The organism is Microbispora triticiradicis (assembly GCF_005864065.1).
Taxonomy (GTDB): Bacteria; Actinomycetota; Actinomycetes; order Streptosporangiales; family Streptosporangiaceae; genus Microbispora; species Microbispora triticiradicis.
Window position 1 is genome coordinate 1 of record NZ_VANP01000028.1, and the last position, 23,059, is coordinate 23,059.

Annotated in this window: 3 protein-coding genes; all 3 read left to right on the top strand. The window is 73.9% G+C overall.

Going from position 1 to position 23,059, the window contains the following annotated elements; all coding sequences use genetic code 11:
* Positions 1–1,159: acyltransferase domain-containing protein (locus FED44_RS35155; RefSeq protein WP_138463371.1), on the top strand; the 1,159-nt coding region annotated here is incomplete at its 5' end.
* A 1-nt stretch (position 1,160) separates the two neighbouring features.
* A complete protein-coding gene (locus FED44_RS38285) occupies positions 1,161–5,879 on the top strand; it encodes a type I polyketide synthase (protein ID WP_138463372.1) in 4,719 nt (1,572 codons plus the stop codon).
* Between the two features lie 67 nt (positions 5,880–5,946).
* Positions 5,947–23,059, top strand: a 17,113-nt coding sequence (locus FED44_RS37915; RefSeq protein ID WP_138463373.1) for a type I polyketide synthase, incomplete at its 3' end; no start/stop codon positions are given.

A 23,059-nucleotide genomic window follows, 5' to 3' on the forward strand; every position in this document is an offset into this window, starting at 1 on the left:
CTCCGGACAGGAAGCCCCCGTCCTCGCCCTGGCCGAACGGCTGGCCGAGCAGGGGCGGAAGACGCGCCGGTTGCGGGTCTCCCACGCCTTCCACTCCCACCTGATGGAGCCGATGCTCGCCGACTTCGCCGAAGTGGCGGGCTCCCTGGACTACGCTCCGGCGTCGATCCCGATCGTGTCCACCGTCACCGGCGGTCTCGCCGACAAGGGGTTCGGCACCGCGCAGTACTGGGTGGACCAGGTGCGCGGGGCGGTGCGGTTCGCCGACGCCGTGACCACCCTGGCTGCCCAGGGGGTGACCCGGTTCGTCGAGCTCGGTCCGGACGCGGTGCTGACCGCGATGGCCCAGCAGACCCTCGACGAGGCCGACACCGCCGTCTTCGCCGCCACCATGCGGAACGAGCGGCCCGAAGCCGGCACGGTTGTCGCCGCGCTCGGTCAGCTGCACACCGCCGGCGTGCCGGTCGACTGGCAGGCCTTCTACGCCGAGACCGGCGCCAACCGGGTCGACCTGCCCACCTACGCCTTCCAGCGCCAGCGCTACTGGATCGACGCTGACCGGCCGAACATCGGGAGGATGGCGGTCGACCTGCCCCCGATCGACGAGGACGCCGCCGCGGCGCTGCGGCAGCGGCTCGGCGGCCTGTCGGGGGTCGCGCGGGCGCAGGCGGCGCTGGACCTGGTTCAGGAACAGGTCGCCGTGGTGCTCGGCCACTCCTCGCAGGAGCCGGTCGACGCCGACCGCGCCCTGTCGGAGCTCGGCTTCGACTCGCTGGCCGCGATCGAGCTGCGCAAGCGGCTCAGCGCGATGACCGGGCTCTCGCTGCCGTCCACCCTGGTCTTCGACTATCCGACGTGTCAGGCGATCGCCGCCTACCTGGACGGCGAGATCGGCGCGGGAGGCTCGGCCTCGCCGGTGTTCGCGGAGCTGGACGCGCTGGAGACGGCCCTGGAGAACTGCGACGTGATGGGCGACGAGTCCGGCAGGATCACCGCCCGCCTGGAGGCGCTGCTGCGCCGCTGGCAGGACTCCCGGGTGATGGGCGGCATCGCCGCGACGGACAACGACTTCAGCTACGCCAGCGACGAGGAACTGTTCGCGGCCATCGACAGCGAACTCGGCGTCGATTCGCCGACAGTCCCTTCCAGTGGAGATTGACATGATTGACGTCGACAAACTCAGGGACTACCTGAAGCGGGCGACCGCCGATCTGAGCCGGACCAAGCGGCTGCTGCGCGACATGGAGGCGCGGCAGGGGGAGCCGATCGCGATCGTCGCGATGAGCTGCCGCTACCCGGGCGGCGTCTCCTCCCCGGAGGACCTGTGGGAGCTGGTCGCCAGCGGGGGCGACGCGGTCTCGTCGTTCCCCGTCAACCGCGGCTGGGACGTGTCCGGGCTCTATGACCCGGAACCCGGCGCGCCCGGCAAGACCTACACCACCATGGGCGGCTTCCTGCACGACGCGGGCCAGTTCGACGCCGACTTCTTCAAGATCAGCCCGAGGGAGGCGCGGGAGACCGACCCGCAGCAGCGGCTGCTGCTGGAGACCACCTGGGAGCTGTTCGAACGCGCCGGGATCGACGCCGCGACACTGCGCGGCAGCCGTACCGGTGTCTTCACCGGCATCGTCTACCACGACTACGCGCCGGGCGGCGGCGCCGGCGGGCTGGCCAGCGTGGCCTCCGGCCGGATCGCCTACAGCTTCGGCCTGGAGGGCCCGGCGGTCACCGTCGACACGGCCTGTTCGTCCTCCCTCGTCGCGCTGCACTGGGCGATCCAGGCGCTGCGGGCCGGTGAGTGCACGCTGGCCGTCGTCGGCGGCGCGACGGTCATGGCCGGGCCGGACTCGTTCGTCGGGTTCAGCCAGGAGCGGGGGCTCGCGGCCGACGGCCGGTGCAAGTCCTTCGCGGCGGCCGCGGACGGCACGGCCTGGGGCGAGGGCGTCGGCCTGCTGCTGGTCGAGCGTCTCGTGGACGCGGAGCGCAACGGGCACCCGATCCTCGCGGTCGTACGCGGCAGCGCGGTCAACTCCGACGGCGCGAGCAACGGCCTGACCGCCCCGAACGGGCCGTCCCAGCAACGGCTCATCCAGCAGGCGCTGGCCAGCGCCCAGCTGTCCGCCCAGGACGTGGACGTGGTCGAGGGCCACGGCACCGGGACGACGCTCGGCGACCCGATCGAGGCGCAGGCGATCATCGCGACGTACGGCCGGAACCGCCCGGCCGGCCGGCCGCTGTGGCTGGGGTCGCTGAAGTCGAACATCGCCCACACCCAGGCGGCGGCCGGGGTGGCCGGGATCATCAAGATGGTCATGGCGCTGCGTCACGGCGTCCTGCCCAAGACGCTGCACGTCGACGAGCCCTCGCCCAACGTGGACTGGTCGGCCGGCGCCGTCCGGCTGCTCACCGAGCCGGTTCCCTGGTCCGCCTCCGGACGCCCGCGCCGCGCGGGGATCTCCTCCTTCGGGCTCAGCGGCACCAACGCGCACGTGATCATCGAGGAGCCGCCGACGGCCGAGGAGGACCCGCAGGTCTTCTCGCGCCCGCCGGCCTCGACGGTGCCGGTCCTGCCGGTGCTGCTCTCCGCGCACACCGGTGCGGCGCTGCCCGCGCAGGCCGTGCGGCTGCTGACCCACCTGGACTCCAGGCCGGAGCTGTCACTGCCCGACATCGGGTTCACCTCGGCGACCGCGCGGGCGGCGCTGCCGCACCGTGCCGTGCTGGTCGCGGCCGACCGCGAGGACCTGCGGCGCGGCCTGACCGCCCTGGTGTACGGCACCGACGGCCCCGACGTGCTGCGCGGCGTGGCGCAGCCCCGCGGCGGGACGGCGTTCCTGTTCACCGGCCAGGGGGCGCAGCGGCCGGGGATGGGCCAGGAGCTGCATGCCGCGTTCCCCGCGTTCGCCGAGGCGTTCGACGAGGTCGCCGCCGAGCTGGACGTCCACCTGGCCCGGCCGTTGCGAGAGGTGCTCTGGAGCGACGACACCGGGGCGATCGACCAGACCCTCTACACCCAGGCCGGGCTGTTCGCGATCGAGGTGGCGCTGTTCCGGCTGCTGGAGGCGTGGGGACTGCGGCCCGACTACCTGGCCGGTCACTCCGTCGGCGAGCTGGCCGCCGCGCACGCGGCAGGCGTGCTGTCGGTCGCGGACGCGGCCGAGCTCGTGGCGGCGCGCGGGCGGTTGATGCAGGCGCTGCCCGACGGCGGGGCGATGATCAGCGTGCAGGCGAGCGAGGAGGAGATCGCGCCGCTGCTCGACGACCGGGTCGGCCTGGCCGCGATCAACGGGCCGTCCGCCGTGGTGATCTCCGGCGTCGACGCCGCCGTGAGCGAGCTCGCCGCGCGGTTCGAGGCCAAGGGCCGCAAGATCCGGCGGCTGCGGGTGTCCCACGCCTTCCACTCGCCGCTGATGGAGCCGATGCTCGCCGAACTGCGCACCGTGGCGCAGGGACTGACCTACCACCCGCCGCGGGTCCCGCTCGTCTCGACGGTCACCGGCGGGCCGGTCGGCGCCGCGGAGCTGGCCAACGCCGACTACTGGCTCCGCAACGCGCGGCAGACCGTGCGCTTCCACGAGGCCGTGCGGTGGCTGGCGGACGGCGGCGTCACCACCTTCCTCGAACTCGGTCCCGCCGCCGTGCTCACCGCGCTGGCCGCCGACGGCGCGCCCGGCGAGGACCGCGCGTACGTGCCGCTGCTGCGCGGGTCCTCCCGCAGCGCCGGCGAGGCGCACGACGTCGTCTCGGCGCTGGGCACCCTGCACGTGCGCGGCCGTGCGATCGACTGGCGGGCGTTCTACGAGGGCACCGGCGGCACCCGGACCGAGCTCCCCACGTACGCCTTCCAGCGCAAGCAGTACTGGCGGGAGACCCCGGCCCTGCCGGACGCCGACCTGGACGCGTGGCGCTACAAGATCGACTGGCACGAGGTGCCGGCAGGCGCTCCCGCGCTGACCGGCGCGTGGCTGGTCGCCGTGCCCAGCGGAGAGATCGGGGACGGTGCTCGCGAGGCGGTCGCGACGCTGACGGCCGGAATCGCCGGCCGGGGCGCGACCGTCGAGGTGCTGGAGACCGGCGCCGACCGGGCCGCGACGGCCGACGCCGTGCGCCGGGCCATCGCGGGCGGGACGCCCCTCGCGGGGGTGCTGTCCCTGCTGGCCTTCGACCAAGGCCAGCATCTTCGGCACGACGCGCTGCCCGCCGGCACCGCCGCGACCCTCACCCTCGTGCAGGCGCTCGGCGACGCCGGAGTGACCGCGCCGCTGTGGTGCGTCACCCGGCGGGGAGTCGGCACGGCCGCCGCGGACGCGCCGCCGAGCCCGGACCAGGCGACGATCTGGGGCCTCGGCGTCGGTGTCGCCCTCGACCACCCCGAGCGCTGGGGCGGCCTGGTCGACCTGCCCGAGACGATCGACGAGGCGGACCTCGACGGGCTCGCCGCCGTCCTGTCCGGCACCACCGGGGAGGACCAGGTCGCGGTCAGGTCCGGACGGATTCTCGGCCGGCGCATGGTGCCGGCCGGCCTCGGCGGGACCGCCCCCGCGCGGTCGTGGCGGCCGCGCGGCACCATCCTCATCACCGGCGGCACCGGCGGGCTGGGCGCGCACGTGGCACGCTGGCTCGCGGGCCGCGGCGCCGAGCACATCGTGCTGGCCGGCCGCAGGGGCGCGGCCACCCCCGGAGCGGCGGAGCTCGCCGAGGAGCTGACCGCCCGGGGAACCCGGGTGAGCGTCGTCGCCTGCGACGTCGCCCAGCGGGACGCCGTACGCGACCTGCTGGAGAACCTGCCCGCCGAGCCGCCGCTCACCGCCGTCGTGCACGCCGCCGGGGTCCTGCAGCGGATCGCGTCGCCGGCCGACCTCGACGTCGACGAGTTCGCCGAGGTCGGCGAGGCCAAGGTGGCGGGCGCGCGGCACCTCGACGAGCTGCTCGCCGACCGGCCGCTCGACGCGTTCGTGCTGTTCTCGTCGGGCGCGGCGATCTGGGGCAGCGGCGGGCAGACGGCCTACGCCAGCGCCAACGCCTACCTGGACGCGCTCGCGCGCGACCGGCGGGCCCGCGGCCTGACGGCCACCTCCATCGCCTGGGGCCCCTGGGAGAGCGGCATGGTCGACGCCGAGCTCGGCGCGGTGCTGCGCCGGATCGGCACCCCGGCGATGCGGCCCGAGCGGGCCGTCAAGGCCCTCGGCCAGGCGCTCGACCACGACGACACCGAGGTCGTGATCGCCGACTTCGACTGGCCGCGCTTCATCCCCGCCTACACCCTGGCCCGGCCGCGGCCCCTGCTGAACGCGTTGCCGCCGGCCGGTGCGGACGCAGGCGCCGGTTCCGGGGCCGGCTCCGGTCCCGCCTCCCAGCCGGCCGGGCCGGCTCCGGCGCTGTCCGGCCTCCGCGAGATGGGCCCGGCCGAACAGCAGCGCACGCTGCTCGACCTGGTCCGTACGCAGGTGGCGGCGGTGCTGGGCTACGGCGACGCGACCGAGGTCGAGCCCGGCCGGTCGTTCGAGGACATGGGCTTCGACTCGGTCGCGGCGGTCGAGCTGCGCACCAGGCTGAACACCGCGACGGGGGAGAACCTGCCGAGCACCCTGGTGTTCGACCACCCCTCGCCGAAGGCCCTCGCGGAGCACCTCCGCGCCACGCTGTGCGCGCCGGAGGAGCCGTCCGCGGACGTCGTGCTCGCCGACCTCAACCGGATCGGCGCGCAGGCGGGCGCACTGCCGCCCGAGGAACGCGCACGGGTGGCCTCACAGCTACAGGCCCTGCTCGACGGCCTGACGTCCGCGCCGGAGGGGGCGACCACGGCCGAGCGGCTGGCCACGGCGTCCGCGGACGACCTGTTCGCCTTCATCGACTCCGAACTGATGACCGAGCACTGACCGAGCACCGACCGGCACCGACCAGCACCAACGTGGCACCGACTGAGGACTAACTGGGGACTCGCTGATGGGCAACGACGAGAAGCTCCTTGAATATTTGCGCAAGGTCACGGCGGACCTGCACCAGACCCGCTCGCGGCTGCGCCAGGTGGAGGCCGATGCCACCGAACCCATCGCGATCGTCGCCATGGGCTGCCGTTACCCGGGCGGCGTCACCTCACCCGAGGAGCTGTGGCGGCTCGTCGCCGACGAGGTCGACGCCATCGGCCCGTTCCCGGTCGACCGCGGCTGGGACCTCGACACCGAGCGCAGCTACGTACGGGAGGGCGGCTTCGTCGCCGACGTGGCGGGATTCGACGCCGGTTTCTTCGGCATCGCGCCCCGCGAGGCGCTGGCCATGGACCCGCAGCAGCGCCTGGTGCTGGAGGTCGCCTGGGAGACGCTCGAACGCGCCGGCCTCGACCCCCACTCCGTACGCGGTGAGCGGGTCGGCGTGTTCGTCGGCTCCGGCATGCAGGACTACGCGGGCCTGCTGGACGCGGCCCCCGAGGTGGCCGAGGCCTACCTGGGCACGGCCACCGCGTCCGCGGTGATCTCCGGGCGGGTGGCCTACACCCTCGGTCTGGAGGGGCCGACCCTCACGGTCGACACCGCGTGCTCGTCGTCCCTGGTGGCGCTGCACCTGGCGGCGCAGGCGCTGCGCAACCGGGAGTGCGCGCTCGCGCTGGCCGGTGGCGTGATGGTCATGTCCACGCCGGGCCCGTTCATCGGGATGAGCAAGCAGAGCGGCCTCGCCCGGGACGGCCGGTGCAAGGCGTTCTCCGACAGCGCCGACGGCACCGGTTGGGCCGAGGGCGCCGGTCTGCTCCTGCTGGAGCGCCTGTCGGACGCGCAGCGCAACGGGCACCACGTGCTGGCCGTCATCCGCGGCTCCGCGGTCGGCTCCGACGGGGCCAGCAACGGCCTCACCGCGCCGAACGGCCCGGCGCAGCAGCGGGTGATCCGCGACGCGCTCGCCGGCGCCGAACTGACCACGGCGGACATCGACGCGGTGGAGGGACACGGCACCGGCACCACCCTCGGCGACCCGATCGAGGCGCAGGCCCTGCTCGCCACCTACGGTAAGAACCGGCCGGCCGACCAGCCGCTGTGGCTGGGCTCCGTGAAGTCCAACATCGGCCACGCGCAGGCCGCCGCCGGGGTCAGCGGCGTGATCAAGATGGTCATGGCCATGCGGCACGGGGTGCTGCCGCGCACCCTGCACGTCACCGAGCCGTCCTCGCACGTGGACTGGACGGCGGGGAACGTCCGGCTGCTGACCGAGCGGCGGCCGTGGCCGTCGGGCGACCGGCCTCGCCGGGCGGGCGTCTCGTCGTTCGGCGTGAGCGGCACCAACGCCCACGTCGTGCTGGAGGAGGCGCCCCCCGCCGAGCCGGTGACGCAGAGCTCTCCCGCGAGCGCGCCGGTGTGGCCGGCCGCGACGCCCGTGCCGCTGCCGGTCTCGGCACGCGACGCCGACTCGCTGCGCGCCCAGGCGGCCCGGCTGCTGGAGCACCTGGACGGGTCGCCGGACACGTCCGTCGTCGACCTCGGCTACTCCCTGGCGACGAGCCGGGCCGCGCTCGCGCACCGGGCGGTGCTGCTCGCGACCGACCGGGAGTCCGTCCTGCGTGGCCTGGCCGAGCTCAGCGCGGGCGAGCCGTCGGCGGCCATCGTGCGGGGCACGGCGGCCGAGAGCGACACCGCCTTCCTGTTCACCGGTCAGGGCGCCCAGCGCCTGGGCATGGGCCGCGAACTGCACGCGGCGTTCCCGGTGTTCGCGCAGGCCTTCGACGCGGTCGTGGCCGAGTTGGACGCGCATCTGGATCGGCCGTTGCGTGAGGTGATCTGGGGCGAGGACGCCGACCTGGTCGACCAGACCGCCTACGCGCAGGCGGGGTTGTTCGCAGTCGAGGTGGCGCTGTTCCGCCTCGTCGAGTCGTGGGGGGTACGGCCGGACTACCTGGTCGGGCACTCCGTCGGTGAGCTGGCCGCCGCGCACGTCGCCGGGATGCTGTCGCTCGCCGACGCGTGCCGGCTGGTGGCGGCGCGGGGCCGGTTGATGCAGGCGCTGCCGTCCGGTGGGGCGATGGTCGCGGTCGAGGCGACCGAGGACGAGGTGCTGCCGCTGCTGGTGGAGGGGGTGGACATCGCGGCGGTCAACGGGCCGAGCGCGGTGGTCGTCTCCGGGCAGGAAGCCCCGGTCCTGGCCCTGGCGGCGCAGCTGGCGGAGCAGGGCAGGAAGACGCGCCGGTTGCGGGTCTCCCACGCCTTCCACTCGCAGCTGATGGAGCCCATGCTCGCCGACTTCGCCGAGGTGGCCGAGTCGCTGACGTACGGGCGGCCGTCCATCCCGATCGTGTCCACCGTCACCGGCGCCTTCGCCGACTCCGGCTTCGGCACCGCGCGCTACTGGGTGGACCAGGTGCGCGGGGCGGTGCGGTTCGCCGACGCCGTGACCACCCTGGCTGCCCAGGGGGTGACCCGGTTCGTCGAGCTGGGTCCGGACGCGGTGCTGACCGCGATGGCCCGGCAGACCGTCGGAACCGGCGCGCTCCTCCCGACCCTCCGCAAGGACCGGCAGGAGCCCGCCGCCATGATCGCAGCCCTCGCCGGGCTGCACACGAGCGGGCTTCCCGTGGACTGGCAGGCCGTCTTCGCCGGAAGCGGCGCCGTGCGGGCGGACCTCCCGACGTACGCGTTCCAGCGGCGCAGATACTGGGTGGAGGCCGCGCCCACCGCCGACGTGGCCGCCGCCGGCCTGGACGCCCCGGGGCATCCGCTGCTGGGCGCGGTCGTCCAGATGCCCGACTCCGGGGAGGTCGTCCTCACCGGCCGCCTGTCCACCCGCGCGCAGCCGTGGCTCGCCGACCACCGGGTCATGGGCCGGGTCCTGGTGCCCGGGACGGCGTTCGTCGAACTGGCGATCCGCGCCGGTGACCAGGTCGGCTGCGCCGTGCTCGACGAGCTGACCCTGCACGCGCCGCTGGCGCTGCCGGAGGCGGACTCCGTCCATCGCGGCGTCCGGATCCAGGTGGTGCTCGGCCCGCAGGACGCCGCGTCTCCCGCGCGTACGGTGGCGATCTACTCCCGTCTCGACGAACCGGGCACGGACCTGCCGTGGACTTTGCACGCCGAAGGCGTGCTGACCGCCGGGGCCGCCCCCGCCGAGGACGCGACGGCCGAGTGGCCGCCGCCCGGGGCCGTCCCGGTCGAACTCGGCGACCTGTACGGCGACCTCGCCGAAGCCGGCCTCGGCTACGGTCCGGTCTTCCAGGGCCTGCGAGCCGTCTGGCGCTCGGGCGACGAGGTGTTCGCCGAGGTCGCGCTGCCCGAGCAGGCGACGTCCGCCGCCGCCGACTTCGGCATCCACCCGGCCCTGCTGGACGCCTGCCTGCACACCGCGGCCTTCGCCGGGCTGTTCGAGCAGCAGGCCGTGGTGCCGTTCGCGTGGTCACGGGTCACCCTGCACGCCGCCGGCGCTCCCGCCGTCCGCGTACGGCTGACCCCGGCCGGCGCCGGGGCGGTGACGCTGGACGTCGCCGACACGAGCGGCCGGCCGGTGCTGTCCGCCGACTCGCTGACGCTGCGCCCGATCTCCGCCGAGCAGGCGTCGTCGCCGGCCCTGCCGGAAAACCTGTACCGGGTGGAGTGGTCGCCCCTCCCGGTGAGCACGGCCCAGCCGTCGCCCGCCGAGGTGGTCGTGGTCCGCGGTGAGCCGGGTGTGTCGGCGGATGCGGTGCGTGGGGCGACGCATGCGGTGCTGTCGGCGTTGCAGTCGTGGCCGGAGGAGGATCGGCCGGCCGATGCGGTGCTGGCGGTGGTCACGTCGGGTGCCGTGGGGCTGCCCGGTGAGGACGTGACCGACCTGGCCGGTGCGGCTGTCTGGGGCCTGGTGCGGTCCGCGCAGTCGGAGCTGTCCGGCCGGGTGGTTCTGGTGGACACCGACGGCTCGGTGGACGTGCCGGTCGTGGTGGCGTCGGGCGAGCCGCAGGTCGTGGTGCGCGATGGGGTGATGTACGCGGCCCGCCTGGTCCGGGTGCCGACCGGCACTCCGGAGGCCGGGCCCGCGGGGTTCGGCGACGGAGCCGTCCTGGTCACCGGCGGCACCGGCGCGCTGGGCGAACTCGTGGTCCGGCACCTGGTGGCCCGGCACGGCGTGCGCCGCCTGGTGCTGGTCAGCCGCCGCGGCCCGGAGGCGCCCGGCGCCGCGGAGCTGCGCGACGAAATCGCCGGGCTCGGCGCCGAGGTGTCGGTGGTCGCGTGTGACGTGGCCGATCGGGACGCGTTGGCGGCTCTGCTGGCCGGGGTGGACGTCTCGGCCGTGGTGCACATGGCGGGTGTGCTGGACGACGGTGTGATCGGGTCGTTGACGCCGGAGCGGGTGGATCGGGTGTTGCGTCCGAAGGTGGACGCGGCGCTGAACCTGCACGAGCTGACGCGTGATCGTGAGCTGGCGGCGTTCGTGCTGTTCTCCTCGGCGTCGGGGGTGTTCGGGACGCCGGGTCAGGGCAGCTACGCGGCGGCCAACGCCTTCCTGGACGCCCTTGCCGCACACCGCCGGGCGAACGGCCTCACCGCCCAGTCCCTGGCCTGGGGCCCGTGGGCGGCCGGCATGGCCGGCACCCTGGAGCAGTCGCGCTTCTCCCAGGGCGGCTTCGTCCCGCTGAACGCCGACACCGGGCTGGCCGCCTTCGACGCCGCCCTCACAACGGCCGAGCCGGTGCTGGCGCCGCTGACCCTGAACCTCCCCGGCCTGCGCGCCCAGGCCGAGAACCTGCCCCAGCTGCTGCGCGGCGTCGTCCCCGCGGTCCGCCGGCGCAGCGCCGGGGCCGGGTCCGCCGACGGCGCGCTCGCGCGGCGGCTGGCCGAACTGCCCGAGGAAGAGCGGCAGCCCATGCTGCTGCGGCTCGTGCTCGGACACGTGGCGCAGGTGCTGGGCTTCGCCTCGACCGACGCGATCGAGCCGGACCGGGCGTTCGGCGAGTTCGGCTTCGACTCGCTCTCCGCCGTGGAGTTCCGAAACGCGCTGAACGCCGAGACCGGCCTGCGGCTGCCCGCCTCGCTGGTCTTCGACTATCCGTCCCCGACCGCGCTCGCCCGTCACCTCGCCGCCGAACTCACCGGAACGGGCCGGAAGATCACCGCCGTACGGTCCGCCACGGACGCGACGGACGAGCCGCTGGCGATCGTGGGCATGGCCTGCCGCTATCCCGGCGGGGTGTCCTCGCCGGAGGACCTGTGGCGGCTGGTCGCGGGCGGGGTGGACGCGATCTCCGAGTTCCCGGTGAACCGTGGCTGGGACGTCGAGGAGTTCTTCGACCCCGACGGCGCCCGGCCCGGCACCAGTTATGTGAAGCGGGGTGGGTTCCTGCACGAGGCGGCGGAGTTCGACGCCGGGTTCTTCGGGATCTCGCCGAACGAGGCTCTGGTGATGGATCCGCAGCAGCGGTTGCTGCTGGAGACCTCGTGGGAGGCGATGGAGCGGGCCGGCATCGACCCTGGCTCGTTGCGGGGGTCGGCGACCGGGGTGTTCGCCGGGATGATGTACCACGACTACGCCGCGAACAGCAGCACCGGATCCATCGCCTCGGGCCGGGTGTCGTATGTGTTCGGGTTCGAGGGCCCGTCGGTCACGGTCGACACCGCGTGCTCGTCTTCGCTGGTGGCGTTGCATCTGGCGGGGCAGGCGCTGCGGTCGGGGGAGTGCTCGCTGGCGTTGGTGGGTGGTGTGGCGGTGATGGCCACGCCGGAGGCCTTCATCGAGTTCTCCCGCCAGCGAGGGCTGTCACCCGACGGCCGCTGCCGCGCGTACGGCGCGGGCGCGAACGGCACGGCGTGGGCTGAGGGCTGTGGTGTGCTGCTGGTGGAGCGGCTGTCTGACGCGCGGCGGCTGGGCCACCGGGTGCTCGCGGTGGTGCGGGGTACGGCGGTGAACCAGGACGGTGCGTCGAATGGTCTGACCGCGCCGAACGGCCCCTCTCAGGAGCGGGTGATCCGCCAAGCCCTGGCCAACGCCAGGCTGTCGGTGCAGGACGTCGATGCGGTCGAGGGCCACGGCACGGGCACCACTCTCGGTGACCCGATCGAGGCGCAGGCGGTTTTGGCCACCTACGGTCAGGACCGCCCGGAGGAGCGGCCGCTGTGGCTGGGGTCGCTCAAGTCCAACATCGGTCACGCGCAGGCCGCCGCCGGCGTGGGCGGCATTATCAAGATGGTGCAGGCGATCCGGCACGGGGTGCTGCCCAAGACGCTGCACGTGGACGAGCCGTCCCCGCACATCGAGTGGTCGGCCGGTCAGGTTCAGTTGCTGACCGAGGCGATGCCGTGGCCGGAGGTGGACCGTCCGCGTCGTGCGGGTGTGTCGTCGTTCGGGATCAGCGGCACCAACGCCCACGTCATCATCGAGCAGGCCCCCGCCGACCTCGCCGCCGATGTCCTCCTCGCCGAGGCTCCCTCCCCGGCCCTGCTCGCCGGTACCGCCCAGGTCCTGGCCGAGAGCGGGCAGCCCGCCGACGCCGCCGCGGTGGCGGGCGAGGGCGTGGCGCTCGCCGGTGCTGCCGCTGAGCCGGTGTCCGGTGAGGGCGTGGTCTCCGTCGCGGGCGAGGGCGCCGCGCAGGTCTCGGCCGAGGCCCATGCCGACCTCACCCCCACCGAGGCGCCCGCCCCGATCCCGGTCGAGGGCGTGGCTCCGGTGGCGTGGGTGGTGTCGGGGAAGACGGCGGACGCGCTGGCCGGTCAGGCCGCGCGGGTGCTGTCCTTCGTGCAGGACCGTCCCGCCCTGAGCGTGGCCGACATCGGCTACTCGCTGGCGACGACGCGGGCGTCGTTCGAGCGTCGAGCGGTGGTGACCGGTGGTGATCGGGCCGGGCTGCTGGCGGGGCTGGCCGCACTGGCGGCGGGCCGTACCGCACCTCAGGTGGTGCAGGGGATCGCCCGCTCCACCGGCAAGGTCGGTGTGCTGTTCACCGGTCAGGGCGCCCAGCGGCTCGGCATGGGCCGCGAACTCCACGCGGCCTTCCCCGCCTTCGCGCAGGCCTTCGACGCCGTGGTGGACGAGCTGGACGCGCATCTGGACCGGCCGCTGCGTGAGGTGATCTGGGGCGAGGACCCCGGTCTCGCCGACCAGACGGCGTACGCGCAGGCCGGGCTGTTCGCCGTCGAGGTGGCGCTGTTCCGCCTCCTGGAGTCGTGGGGGGTGCGGCCGGACTACCTGGCCGGTCACTCGGTCGGTGAGCTGGCCGCCGCGCACGTCGCCGGGATGCTGACGCTTCCCGATGCGTCCCGCCTGGTCGCGGCGCGGGGCCGGTTGATGCAGGCCCTTCCGGCCGGTGGGGCGATGGTCGCCGTTCAGGCCACCGAGGACGAGGTGACCCCCCTGCTCACCGACGGGGTGGACATCGCGGCCGTCAACGGCCCCCGCGCGGTGGTGATCTCCGGGCAGGAAGCCCCGGTCCTCGCCCTGGCGGCGCAGTTGGCGGAGCAGGGGCGGAAGACGCGCCGGTTGCGGGTCTCCCACGCCTTCCACTCCCACCTGATGGAGCCGATGCTCGCCGACTTCCACACCGTGGCGGAGTCGCTGACCTACGAGCGGCCGTCCATCCCGATCGTGTCCACCGTCACCGGCGACCTCGCCGACACCGAGTTCGGCACCGCCGAGTACTGGGTGGACCAGGTGCGGGGTGCGGTGCGGTTCGCCGACGCCGTCAGCGCCCTGGCTGCCCAGGGGGTGACCCGGTTCGTCGAGCTGGGCCCGGACGCGGTGCTGACCGCGATGGCCCAGCAGACCCTCGACGAGGCCGACACCGCCGTCTTCACCGCCACCATGCGGGCCGAGCGGCCTGAGCCCGGCACGGTCGTCGCCGCGCTCGGTCAGTTGCACACCGCCGGCGTCCCGGTCGACTGGCAGGCCTTCTACGCCGAGACCGGCGCCAACCGGGTCGACCTGCCCACCTACGCCTTCCAGCGCGAGTCCTACTGGCTCGACACCCTCGACTACTGGAGGCAGGCCTGGGCCGGGGCCTTCGCGGGGGCGGCCGACATCGCGTCGGCGGGCCTGGACTCGGCGGATCACCCGCTGCTGGGCGCTGTCGTGACGTCGCCGGAGTCGGACGGCGTGGTGCTGACCGGGCGGCTGTCCTCCCGTACGCAGGACTGGCTGGCCGACCACCGGGTTCTCGGCAACGTGGTGTTCCCCGGCACCGGCTTCGTCGAGATGGCGATCCGCGCCGGTGACCAGGTCGGCTGCGAGGTGCTTGAGGAACTGACCCTGCAGGCTCCGCTGGTGCTGCCAGAAAGCGGCGTCGCGGTGCGCGTCTCCGTCGGCGCCGCCGACGAATCGGGCCGCCGGTCGGTCAGCGTCCATTCGCGGAGCGAGGACGTCGACGCGCCGTGGGTCTGCCACGCCACCGGCCTGCTGGCCCCCGGCGTGACCGAGCCGGTGGCGGCGGCTCACGAATGGCCTCCCGCCGGTGCTGTCCCGGTCGATCTCAGCAGCCTGTACGCCGACCTGGCCGAGGCCGGAATCACGTACGGCCCCGTCTTCCAGGGCCTGAAGACCGCCTGGCGCCGCGGCGACGACGTCTTCGCCGAGGTGGCGCTGCCCGAGTCCGTGCAGGAGGAGGCCGATCGGTTCGGGATCCACCCGGCCCTGCTCGACGCGTGCCTGCACGCCATCGGGCTGACCAGCGTGATCGGCGAGGAGGCGGCGCTGCCCTTCTCGTGGGCGGGGGTCGCCCTGCACGCGACCGGCGCGCAGGCGGTGCGCGTCCGGGTCACCACGGTCGGCTCGGACGCGGTGAGCATCGCCGTCGCCGACCACACCGGTGCCCCGGTCGCGTCGGTCGAGTCGCTGACCGTACGGACGATCCCGGCCGGCGGGCTCGACGCGGCCGCTTCGCGGCAGGCCGCCCCGCTGTTCCGGCTCTCGTGGGCGCCGATCGGCGGCGCGTCACCGGCCACCACCGACCCGGCCGAGGTGGTCGTGGTCCGCGGTGAGCCGGGTGTGTCGGCGGATGCGGTGCGTGGGGCGACGCATGCGGTGCTGTCGGCGTTGCAGTCGTGGCCGGAGGAGGAGCGGCCGGCCGATGCGGTGCTGGCGGTGGTCACGTCGGGCGCCGTGGGGCTGCCCGGTGAGGATGTGACCGACCTGGCCGGTGCGGCTGTCTGGGGCCTGGTGCGGTCCGCGCAGTCGGAGAACCTGGGCCGGATCCTGCTGCTGGACACCGACGGCTCGGTGGACGTGCCGGTCGTGGTGGCGTCGGGCGAGCCGCAGGTCGTGGTGCGCGACGGGGTGATGTACGCGGCCCGGCTCGTCCGCGTGCCCGCCGCAACCGCCGAGGTCGAGCCGGTGACGTCGTTCCCCGCCGAGGGGACGGTGCTGGTCACGGGTGGCACCGGGATGCTGGGCCGGTTGGTGGCGCGGCACCTGGTCGTGGCGCATGGAGTGCGTCACCTGCTGCTCACCAGCAGGAGCGCCTCGGCCGAGAGCGCCGCCGACCTGATCGGCGAGCTTGCGGACCTCGGCGCCGAGGTGTCGGTGGTCGCGTGTGACGTGGCCGATCGGGATGCGTTGGCGGCTCTGCTGGCCGGGGTGGACGTCTCGGCCGTGGTGCACATGGCGGGTGTGCTGGACGACGGTGTGATCGGGTCGTTGACGCCGGAGCGGGTGGATCGGGTGTTGCGTCCGAAGGTGGACGCGGCGCTGAACCTGCACGAGCTGACGCGTGATCGTGAGCTGGCGGCGTTCGTGCTGTTCTCCTCGGCGTCGGGGGTCTTCGGGACGCCGGGTCAGGGCAGCTACGCGGCGGCGAACGCCTTCCTGGACGCCCTCGCCGCGCACCGCCGGGCGGGTGGCCTCACCGCCCAGTCCCTGGCCTGGGGCCTCTGGGACGCCCAGGGCGGCATGGGTGGTGAGCTGACCGCCGTCGAGCGGCAGCGGCTGAGCCGTACCGGTGTGGAACCGCTGTCGGCCGAGCAGGGGCTGGAACTGTTCGACGCGGCCTGCGCCTCGGACGCCTCCGCGGTGGTGCCGATCCGGCTGAACCTCACCGCGCTCGCCGCGGCCGGCCCGGAGGCGCCGGCCCTGCTGGGCAGCCTGGTCCGGCGACCGGCCCGCAGAAGTGCGGCGGGAGTTCCCGCGGCGGCGGCGCAACTGGCCGAGCGGCTGGCGCCGCTGTCCGAAGCGGACCGCGTGGCAGCGCTGCTGGAGATCGTGCGTACGCAGGCGGCCGCCGTGCTGGGGCACGCCGGGGCGGAGGCGATCGAGCCCGATCGGGCGTTCGGTGAGCTGGGCTTCGACTCGCTGTCCGCGGTGGAGTTCCGCAACGCGCTGAACGCCCAGGTCGGGCTGCGGCTGCCGGCGTCGCTGGTCTTCGACTACCCCAACGCGCTCGCCGTCGCGGAGCACATCGCGGCCGAGGTCGCCGGTGCGGACACCAGGCGTACGGCGGTGGCGGCCACGGCCGGTTCGGTCGACGAGCCGCTGGCGATCGTGGGCATGGCGTGCCGGTATCCGGGTGGGGTGTCCTCGCCGGAGGATTTGTGGCGGCTGGTGTCCGATGGTGTGGACGCGATTTCGGATTGGCCGGCTGATCGTGGCTGGGATGTTGAGGGGTTGTTCGATCCGAGTGGGGAGCGGCCGAACACCAGTTATGTGAAGTCGGGTGGGTTCCTGCACGAGGCGGCGGAGTTCGACGCGGCCTTCTTCGGGATCTCGCCGAATGAGGCTCTGGTGATGGATCCGCAGCAGCGGTTGCTGCTGGAGACCTCGTGGGAGGCGATGGAGCGGGCGGGGATCGACCCTGGCTCGTTGCGGGGGTCAGCGACCGGGGTGTTCGCCGGGATGATGTACCACGACTACGCCGCCAACGCGAACACCGGGTCGATCGCCTCGGGCCGGGTGTCGTATGTGTTCGGGTTCGAGGGCCCGTCGGTCACGGTCGACACCGCGTGCTCGTCTTCGCTGGTGGCGTTGCATCTGGCGGGGCAGGCGCTGCGGTCGGGGGAGTGCTCGCTGGCGTTGGTGGGTGGTGTGGCGGTGATGGCCACGCCGGAGGCGATCATCGAGTTCTCCCGCCAGCGCGGGTTGTCGCCGGACGGCCGGTGCCGGTCGTTCGCGGCGGGCGCGAACGGTACGGCGTGGGCTGAGGGCTGTGGTGTGCTGCTGGTGGAGCGGCTGTCTGACGCGCGGCGGCTCGGGCACCGGGTGCTCGCGGTGGTGCGGGGTACGGCGGTGAACCAGGACGGTGCGTCGAATGGTCTGACGGCGCCGAACGGTCCGTCGCAGGAGCGGGTGATCCGCCAGGCCCTGGCGAACGCCAGGCTGTCCGTGCGGGACGTGGACGTGGTCGAGGGTCACGGCACGGGGACGACGCTGGGTGACCCGATCGAGGCGCAGGCGGTTTTGGCCACCTACGGTCAGGACCGCCCGGAGGAGCGGCCGCTGTGGCTGGGGTCGCTCAAGTCCAACATCGGTCACGCGCAGGCCGCCGCCGGCGTGGGCGGCATTATCAAGATGGTGCAGGCGATCCGGCACGGGGTGCTGCCCAAGACGCTGCACGTGGACGAGCCGTCCCCGCACATCGAGTGGTCGGCCGGTCAGGTTCAGTTGCTGACCGAGGCGATGCCGTGGCCGGAGGTGGACCGTCCGCGTCGTGCGGGTGTGTCGTCGTTCGGGATCAGCGGCACCAACGCCCACGTCATCATCGAGCAGGCTCCCGCCGACCTCGCCGCCGATGTCCTCCTCGCCGAGGCTCCCTCTCCGGCCCTGCTCACCGGAACCGTCTCCCCGGCCACGGCCGAGATTGCGGCGGTCGCCGACGGTGCCGCGCCGGTCCTGGCCGAGAGCGGTCAGCCTGCCGGCGCCGCCGCGGTGGCGGGCGAGGGTGTGGTGCTCGCCGACGGCGCCGCTGAGTCGGTGTCCGGGCAGGGCGCGGTCTCCGTCGCGGGGCAGGGTGCCGCCCTGGTCCCGGCCGGGAGCGTGGCTCCGGTGGCGTGGGTGGTGTCGGGGAAGACGGCGGACGCGCTGGCCGGTCAGGCCGCGCGGGTGCTGTCCTTCGTACAGGACCACCCCTCCCTCGGTGTCGCGGATGTCGGGTTGTCGCTGGCGACGACGCGGGCGTCGTTCGAGCGTCGAGCGGTCGTCACCGGTGGGGATCGAGCCGCGTTGCTGGCGGGGCTGGCGGCACTGGCGGAGGGCCGTACCGCGCCGGGGGTGGTGCAGGGTGTCGCCCGTTCCGGTGGGAAGGTCGGTGTGCTGTTCACCGGTCAGGGCGCCCAGCGCCTGGGCATGGGCCGCGAGCTCCACACGGCCTTCCCCGCCTTCGCACAGGCCTTCGACGCCGTGGTGGACGAGCTGGATGCGCATCTGGACCGGCCGTTGCGTGAGGTGATCTGGGGCGCCGACGCCGATCTGGTGGATCAGACGGCGTATGCGCAGGCGGGGTTGTTCGCGGTGGAGGTGGCGCTGTTCCGCCTGGTCTCCTCGTGGGGGGTGCGGCCGGACTACCTGGCCGGTCATTCGGTGGGTGAGCTGGCCGCCGCGCACGTGGCGGGGATGCTGTCGCTTCCCGACGCGTGCCGGTTGGTCGCGGCTCGGGGCCGGTTGATGCAGGCCCTGCCGTCGGGTGGGGCGATGGTCGCTGTTCAGGCTACCGAGGAGGAGGTGACCTCCCTGCTGACGGAGGGGGTGGACATCGCGGCGGTCAACGGCCCCCGCGCGGTGGTGATCTCCGGGCAGGAAGCCCCGGTCCTGGCCCTGGCCGAACGGCTGGCGGAGCAGGGGCGGAAGACGCGCCGGTTGCGGGTCTCCCACGCCTTCCACTCCCACCTGATGGAGCCGATGCTCGCCGACTTCCACACCGTGGCGGAGTCCCTGGACTACGGGCGGCCGTCCATCCCGATCGTGTCCACCGTCACCGGCTCGCCGGCCGACGAGGAGTTCGGCACCGCGCGGTACTGGGTGGACCAGGTGCGCGGTGCGGTGCGGTTCGCCGACGCCGTGACCACACTGGCTGCCCAGGGGGTGACCCGGTTCGTGGAGTTGGGCCCGGACGCGGTGCTGACCGCGATGGCCCAGCAGGCCCTCGACGAGGCCGACACCGCGGTCTTCACCGCCACCATGCGGGCCGAGCGTCCCGAACCGGGCACGGTCGTTGCCGCGCTCGGACAGCTGCACACCGCCGGCGTCCCGGTCGACTGGCAGGCCTTCTACGCCGAGACCGGCGCCAACCGGGTCGACCTGCCCACCTACGCCTTCCAGCGCGAGCGCTACTGGCTCAACCCGATCGACTACCTGTCCGAGTCCTGGGTGGCCGATCACATCGGCAACCTGTCCTCCGCCGGGCTGGAGGCAGTCGAGCACCCTCTGCTGGGCGCCGTCCTCCCGCTGCCCGAGTCCGGGGGTGTGGTCTTCACCGGTCAGCTCTCCGTGCGGAGTCATCCGTGGCTGGCCGATCACCAGGTGTTCGGCAGTGTGCTGTTGCCGGGGACCGGTCTGGTGGAGCTGGCGCTGCACGCGGCCGAGCACACCGGGTGCACGCACGTGGAGGAGCTGACGCTGGCCGCGCCGCTGGTGCTGCCGGGCGGGGCCGCCGGGTCCGGTGAGGGCGCGGTGCAGGTGCAGGTCGTGGTCGGCGCCGCCGACGAGGACGGCCGCCGTACGGTGGCGATCTACTCGCGAGGCGCACAAGCCCCGGCCGACCTGCCCTGGACACTGCACGCCGAAGGCACCCTGTCCACCAACCCGGCCACCACGAACCCGGCCGGTGCGGACCTGAGCCAGTGGCCTCCGGCCGAGGCCGGCGCGGTGGACCTCACCGACGCCTACCAGATCCTCCACGAACGCGGCTACGGCTACGGCCCGGCCTTCCAGGGACTGCGCGCGGCCTGGCGACGCGGCGAGGAAGTGTTCGCCGAAGTCGCCCTCCCCGACCACGAACACCAGGACGCCGCGCTCTTCGGACTCCACCCCGCACTGTTCGACGCGGCACTGCACTCGCTGCACTTCGGCGGGGACGACACCGACGACGGCCCCACGATGCTGCCGTTCTCCTGGGCGGGTGTGTCGCTGAGCGCCGTCGGCGCGACGGCGCTGCGCGTCCGGCTGACGCCCGCGGGGCAGAACGCCTTCTCCCTGGAGATCGCGGACGCCGAGGGAGCACCGGTCGCCGCCGTGCGGTCGCTCACGTCGCGGCCGGTCGCGCCGGAACAGCTGCAGCCCGCGCAACTGCACGACTCGCTGTACCGGGTCGACTGGACGAAGGTGCCGGTGCCCCCGGCCGTCTCCCTGACGTACGCCGACTGGGCGGCCCTGGACCCGGCCGCATCGACGGTGCCGGACGTCATCGTGCTCCGGGAGCCCTTCGGCGACCCGGACGGGGCTTCCGCGGACGAGGCCGGGGCGGTCAGGGCCGCGACCCACCAGGTGCTGGCCGTACTGCAGGAGTGGACGGCCGACGAGCGCTTCGCCGACAGCAGGCTGCTGGTCGTCACCCGGGGGGCGGTCGCCCCGCTGCCCGGCGCGGAGGACGTGACCGACCTCGCCGGCGCGGCCGTCTGGGGGCTGGTGCGGACCGCGCAGCGGGAGCATCCCGACCGGATCGTCCTGGCCGACCTGGACGACAGCGCGGACAGCGGAGTGGACGTCGGCGTGGACCTCGGTGCCGTCATGGGCATCGGCGAGCCGCAGGTGGCGATCCGCGACGGCGTCGCGTACGCGCCCCGGCTGGTCCGGGTCCCGGTCTCGGCGCCGGAGACGGCACCGGAAACGACACCGGTGACGTCGTTCCCGGCCGAGGGGACGGTGCTGGTCACGGGTGGCACCGGGATGCTGGGCCGGTTGGTGGCGCGGCACCTGGTCGTGGCGCACGGAGTGCGTCACCTGCTGCTCACCAGCAGGAGCGCCTCGGCCGAGAGCGCCGCCGACCTGATCGAAGAGCTTGCGGACCTCGGCGCGCGAGTGTCGGTGGTGGCGGCGGATGCCGCTGATCGCGCCTCGCTCGCAGGGGTGCTGGCGGGGATCCCGGCGGAGCATCCGCTGGTGGGAGTCGTGCATCTGGCGGGTGTGCTGGACGACGGTGTGATCGGGTCGCTGACGCCGGAGCGGATGGATCGGGTGCTGCGTCCGAAGGTGGACGCGGCGCTGAACCTGCACGAGCTGACGCGTGATCGTGAGCTGGCGGCGTTCGTGCTGTTCTCCTCGGCGTCGGGAGTGTTCGGGACGCCGGGTCAGGGCAGCTACGCGGCGGCCAACGCCTTCCTGGACGCCCTTGCCGCGCACCGCCGGGCGAACGGCCTCACCGCCCAGTCGCTGGCCTGGGGACTGTGGGCCGACGACGCCGGGATGGCCGGTGAGCTGGGCGATGCCGACCGGCAGCGGCTGAGCCGCAACGGTGTGGAGCCGCTGTCGGCCCGGCAGGGGCTGGAGCTGTTCGACGTCGCCTGCACCGTGGACTCCGGCACGCTGGTGCCGATCCGGCTGGACTTCGCCGCCCTCGCCGAAGCGGGAGCGGAGCTCCCGTCCCTCTTCCGCACCCTCGTCCGCGTCCCCACTCGCCGGGTGGCCGCCGCGGCCGGCGGCGCGGCCTCCGCCGTACGGGAGAGGTTCGCCGGACTGACCGCGGCCGAGCGGGTCGCCGCCGCGCTCGACATCGTGCGTACGCAGGCGGCCGCCGTCCTCGGGCACGCCGGGGTGGAGGCGATCGAGCCCGACCGGGCGTTCGGCGAGCTGGGCTTCGACTCGCTCTCCGCCGTGGAACTCCGCAACGGACTGAACGCGGTCACCGGGCTGCGGCTGCCGGCGTCGCTGGTCTTCGACTACCCCAACGCGCTCGCCGTCGCCGAGCACATCGCGGCCGAGGTGGTCGGTGCCGACACCAGGCGTACGGCGGTGGCGGCCACGGCCGGTTCGGTCGACGAGCCGCTCGCGATCGTGGGCATGGCGTGCCGCTACCCCGGTGGGGTGTCCTCGCCGGAGGACCTGTGGCGGCTGGTCGCGGGCGGGGTGGACGCGATCTCCGACCTGCCGGTCAACCGCGGCTGGAACATCGAAGAGATCTTCGACCCCGACGGCAAGCGTCCGAACACCAGCTATGTGAAGTCCGGCGGGTTCCTGCACGAGGCGGCGGAGTTCGACGCGGCCTTCTTCGGGATCTCCCCGAACGAGGCTCTGGTGATGGACCCGCAGCAGCGGCTGCTGCTGGAGACCTCCTGGGAGGCGATGGAGCGGGCGGGGATCGACCCTGGCTCGCTGCGGGGTTCGTCCACGGGCGTGTTCGCCGGGATGATGTACCACGACTACGCCGCCAACGCGAACACCGGGTCGATCGCTTCGGGCCGGGTGTCGTACGTCTTCGGGTTCGAGGGCCCGTCGGTGACAATCGACACCGCCTGCTCCTCCTCCCTGGTAGCCCTGCACCTGGCCGGTCAGGCACTCCGATCCGGTGAGTGCTCGCTGGCGCTGGTCGGCGGAGTCGCGGTGATGGCCACCCCCGACACCTTCATCGAGTTCTCCCGCCAGCGGGGGCTGTCGCCGGACGGCCGCTGCCGCGCGTACGGCGCGGGCGCGAACGGCACGGCGTGGGCCGAGGGCTGCGGTGTGCTGCTGGTGGAGCGGCTCTCGGACGCCCGGCGGCTCGGCCACCGGGTGCTCGCCGTCGTCCGCGGTACGGCGGTGAACCAGGACGGTGCCTCCAACGGCCTGACCGCGCCGAACGGTCCCTCCCAGGAGCGGGTGATCCGCCAGGCCCTGGCCAACGCCAGGCTGTCGGTGCGGGACGTGGACGTGGTGGAGGGTCACGGTACGGGGACGACGCTGGGTGACCCTATCGAGGCGCAGGCGGTGCTGGCCACCTACGGCCAGGACCGCCCGGAGGAGCAGCCGTTGTGGCTGGGGTCGCTCAAGTCCAACATCGGCCACACGCAGGCCGCCGCCGGCGTCGGCGGGATCATCAAGATGGTCATGGCCATGCACAACGGCGTCCTGCCCAAGACGCTGCACGCGGACGAGCCCTCCCCGCACATCGAGTGGTCGGCCGGCCACGTGCGGCTGCTGACCGAGGCGATGCCGTGGCCGGAGGTGGACCGCCCCCGCCGCGCGGGTGTGTCGTCGTTCGGCATCAGCGGCACCAACGCCCACGTCA

Bases quoted from the DNA above. Each gene is read 5' to 3' on its own strand.
- FED44_RS38285 (WP_138463372.1), top strand. From the start codon at position 1,161: ATGATTGACGTCGACAAACTCAGGGACTACCTGAAGCGGGCGACCGCC.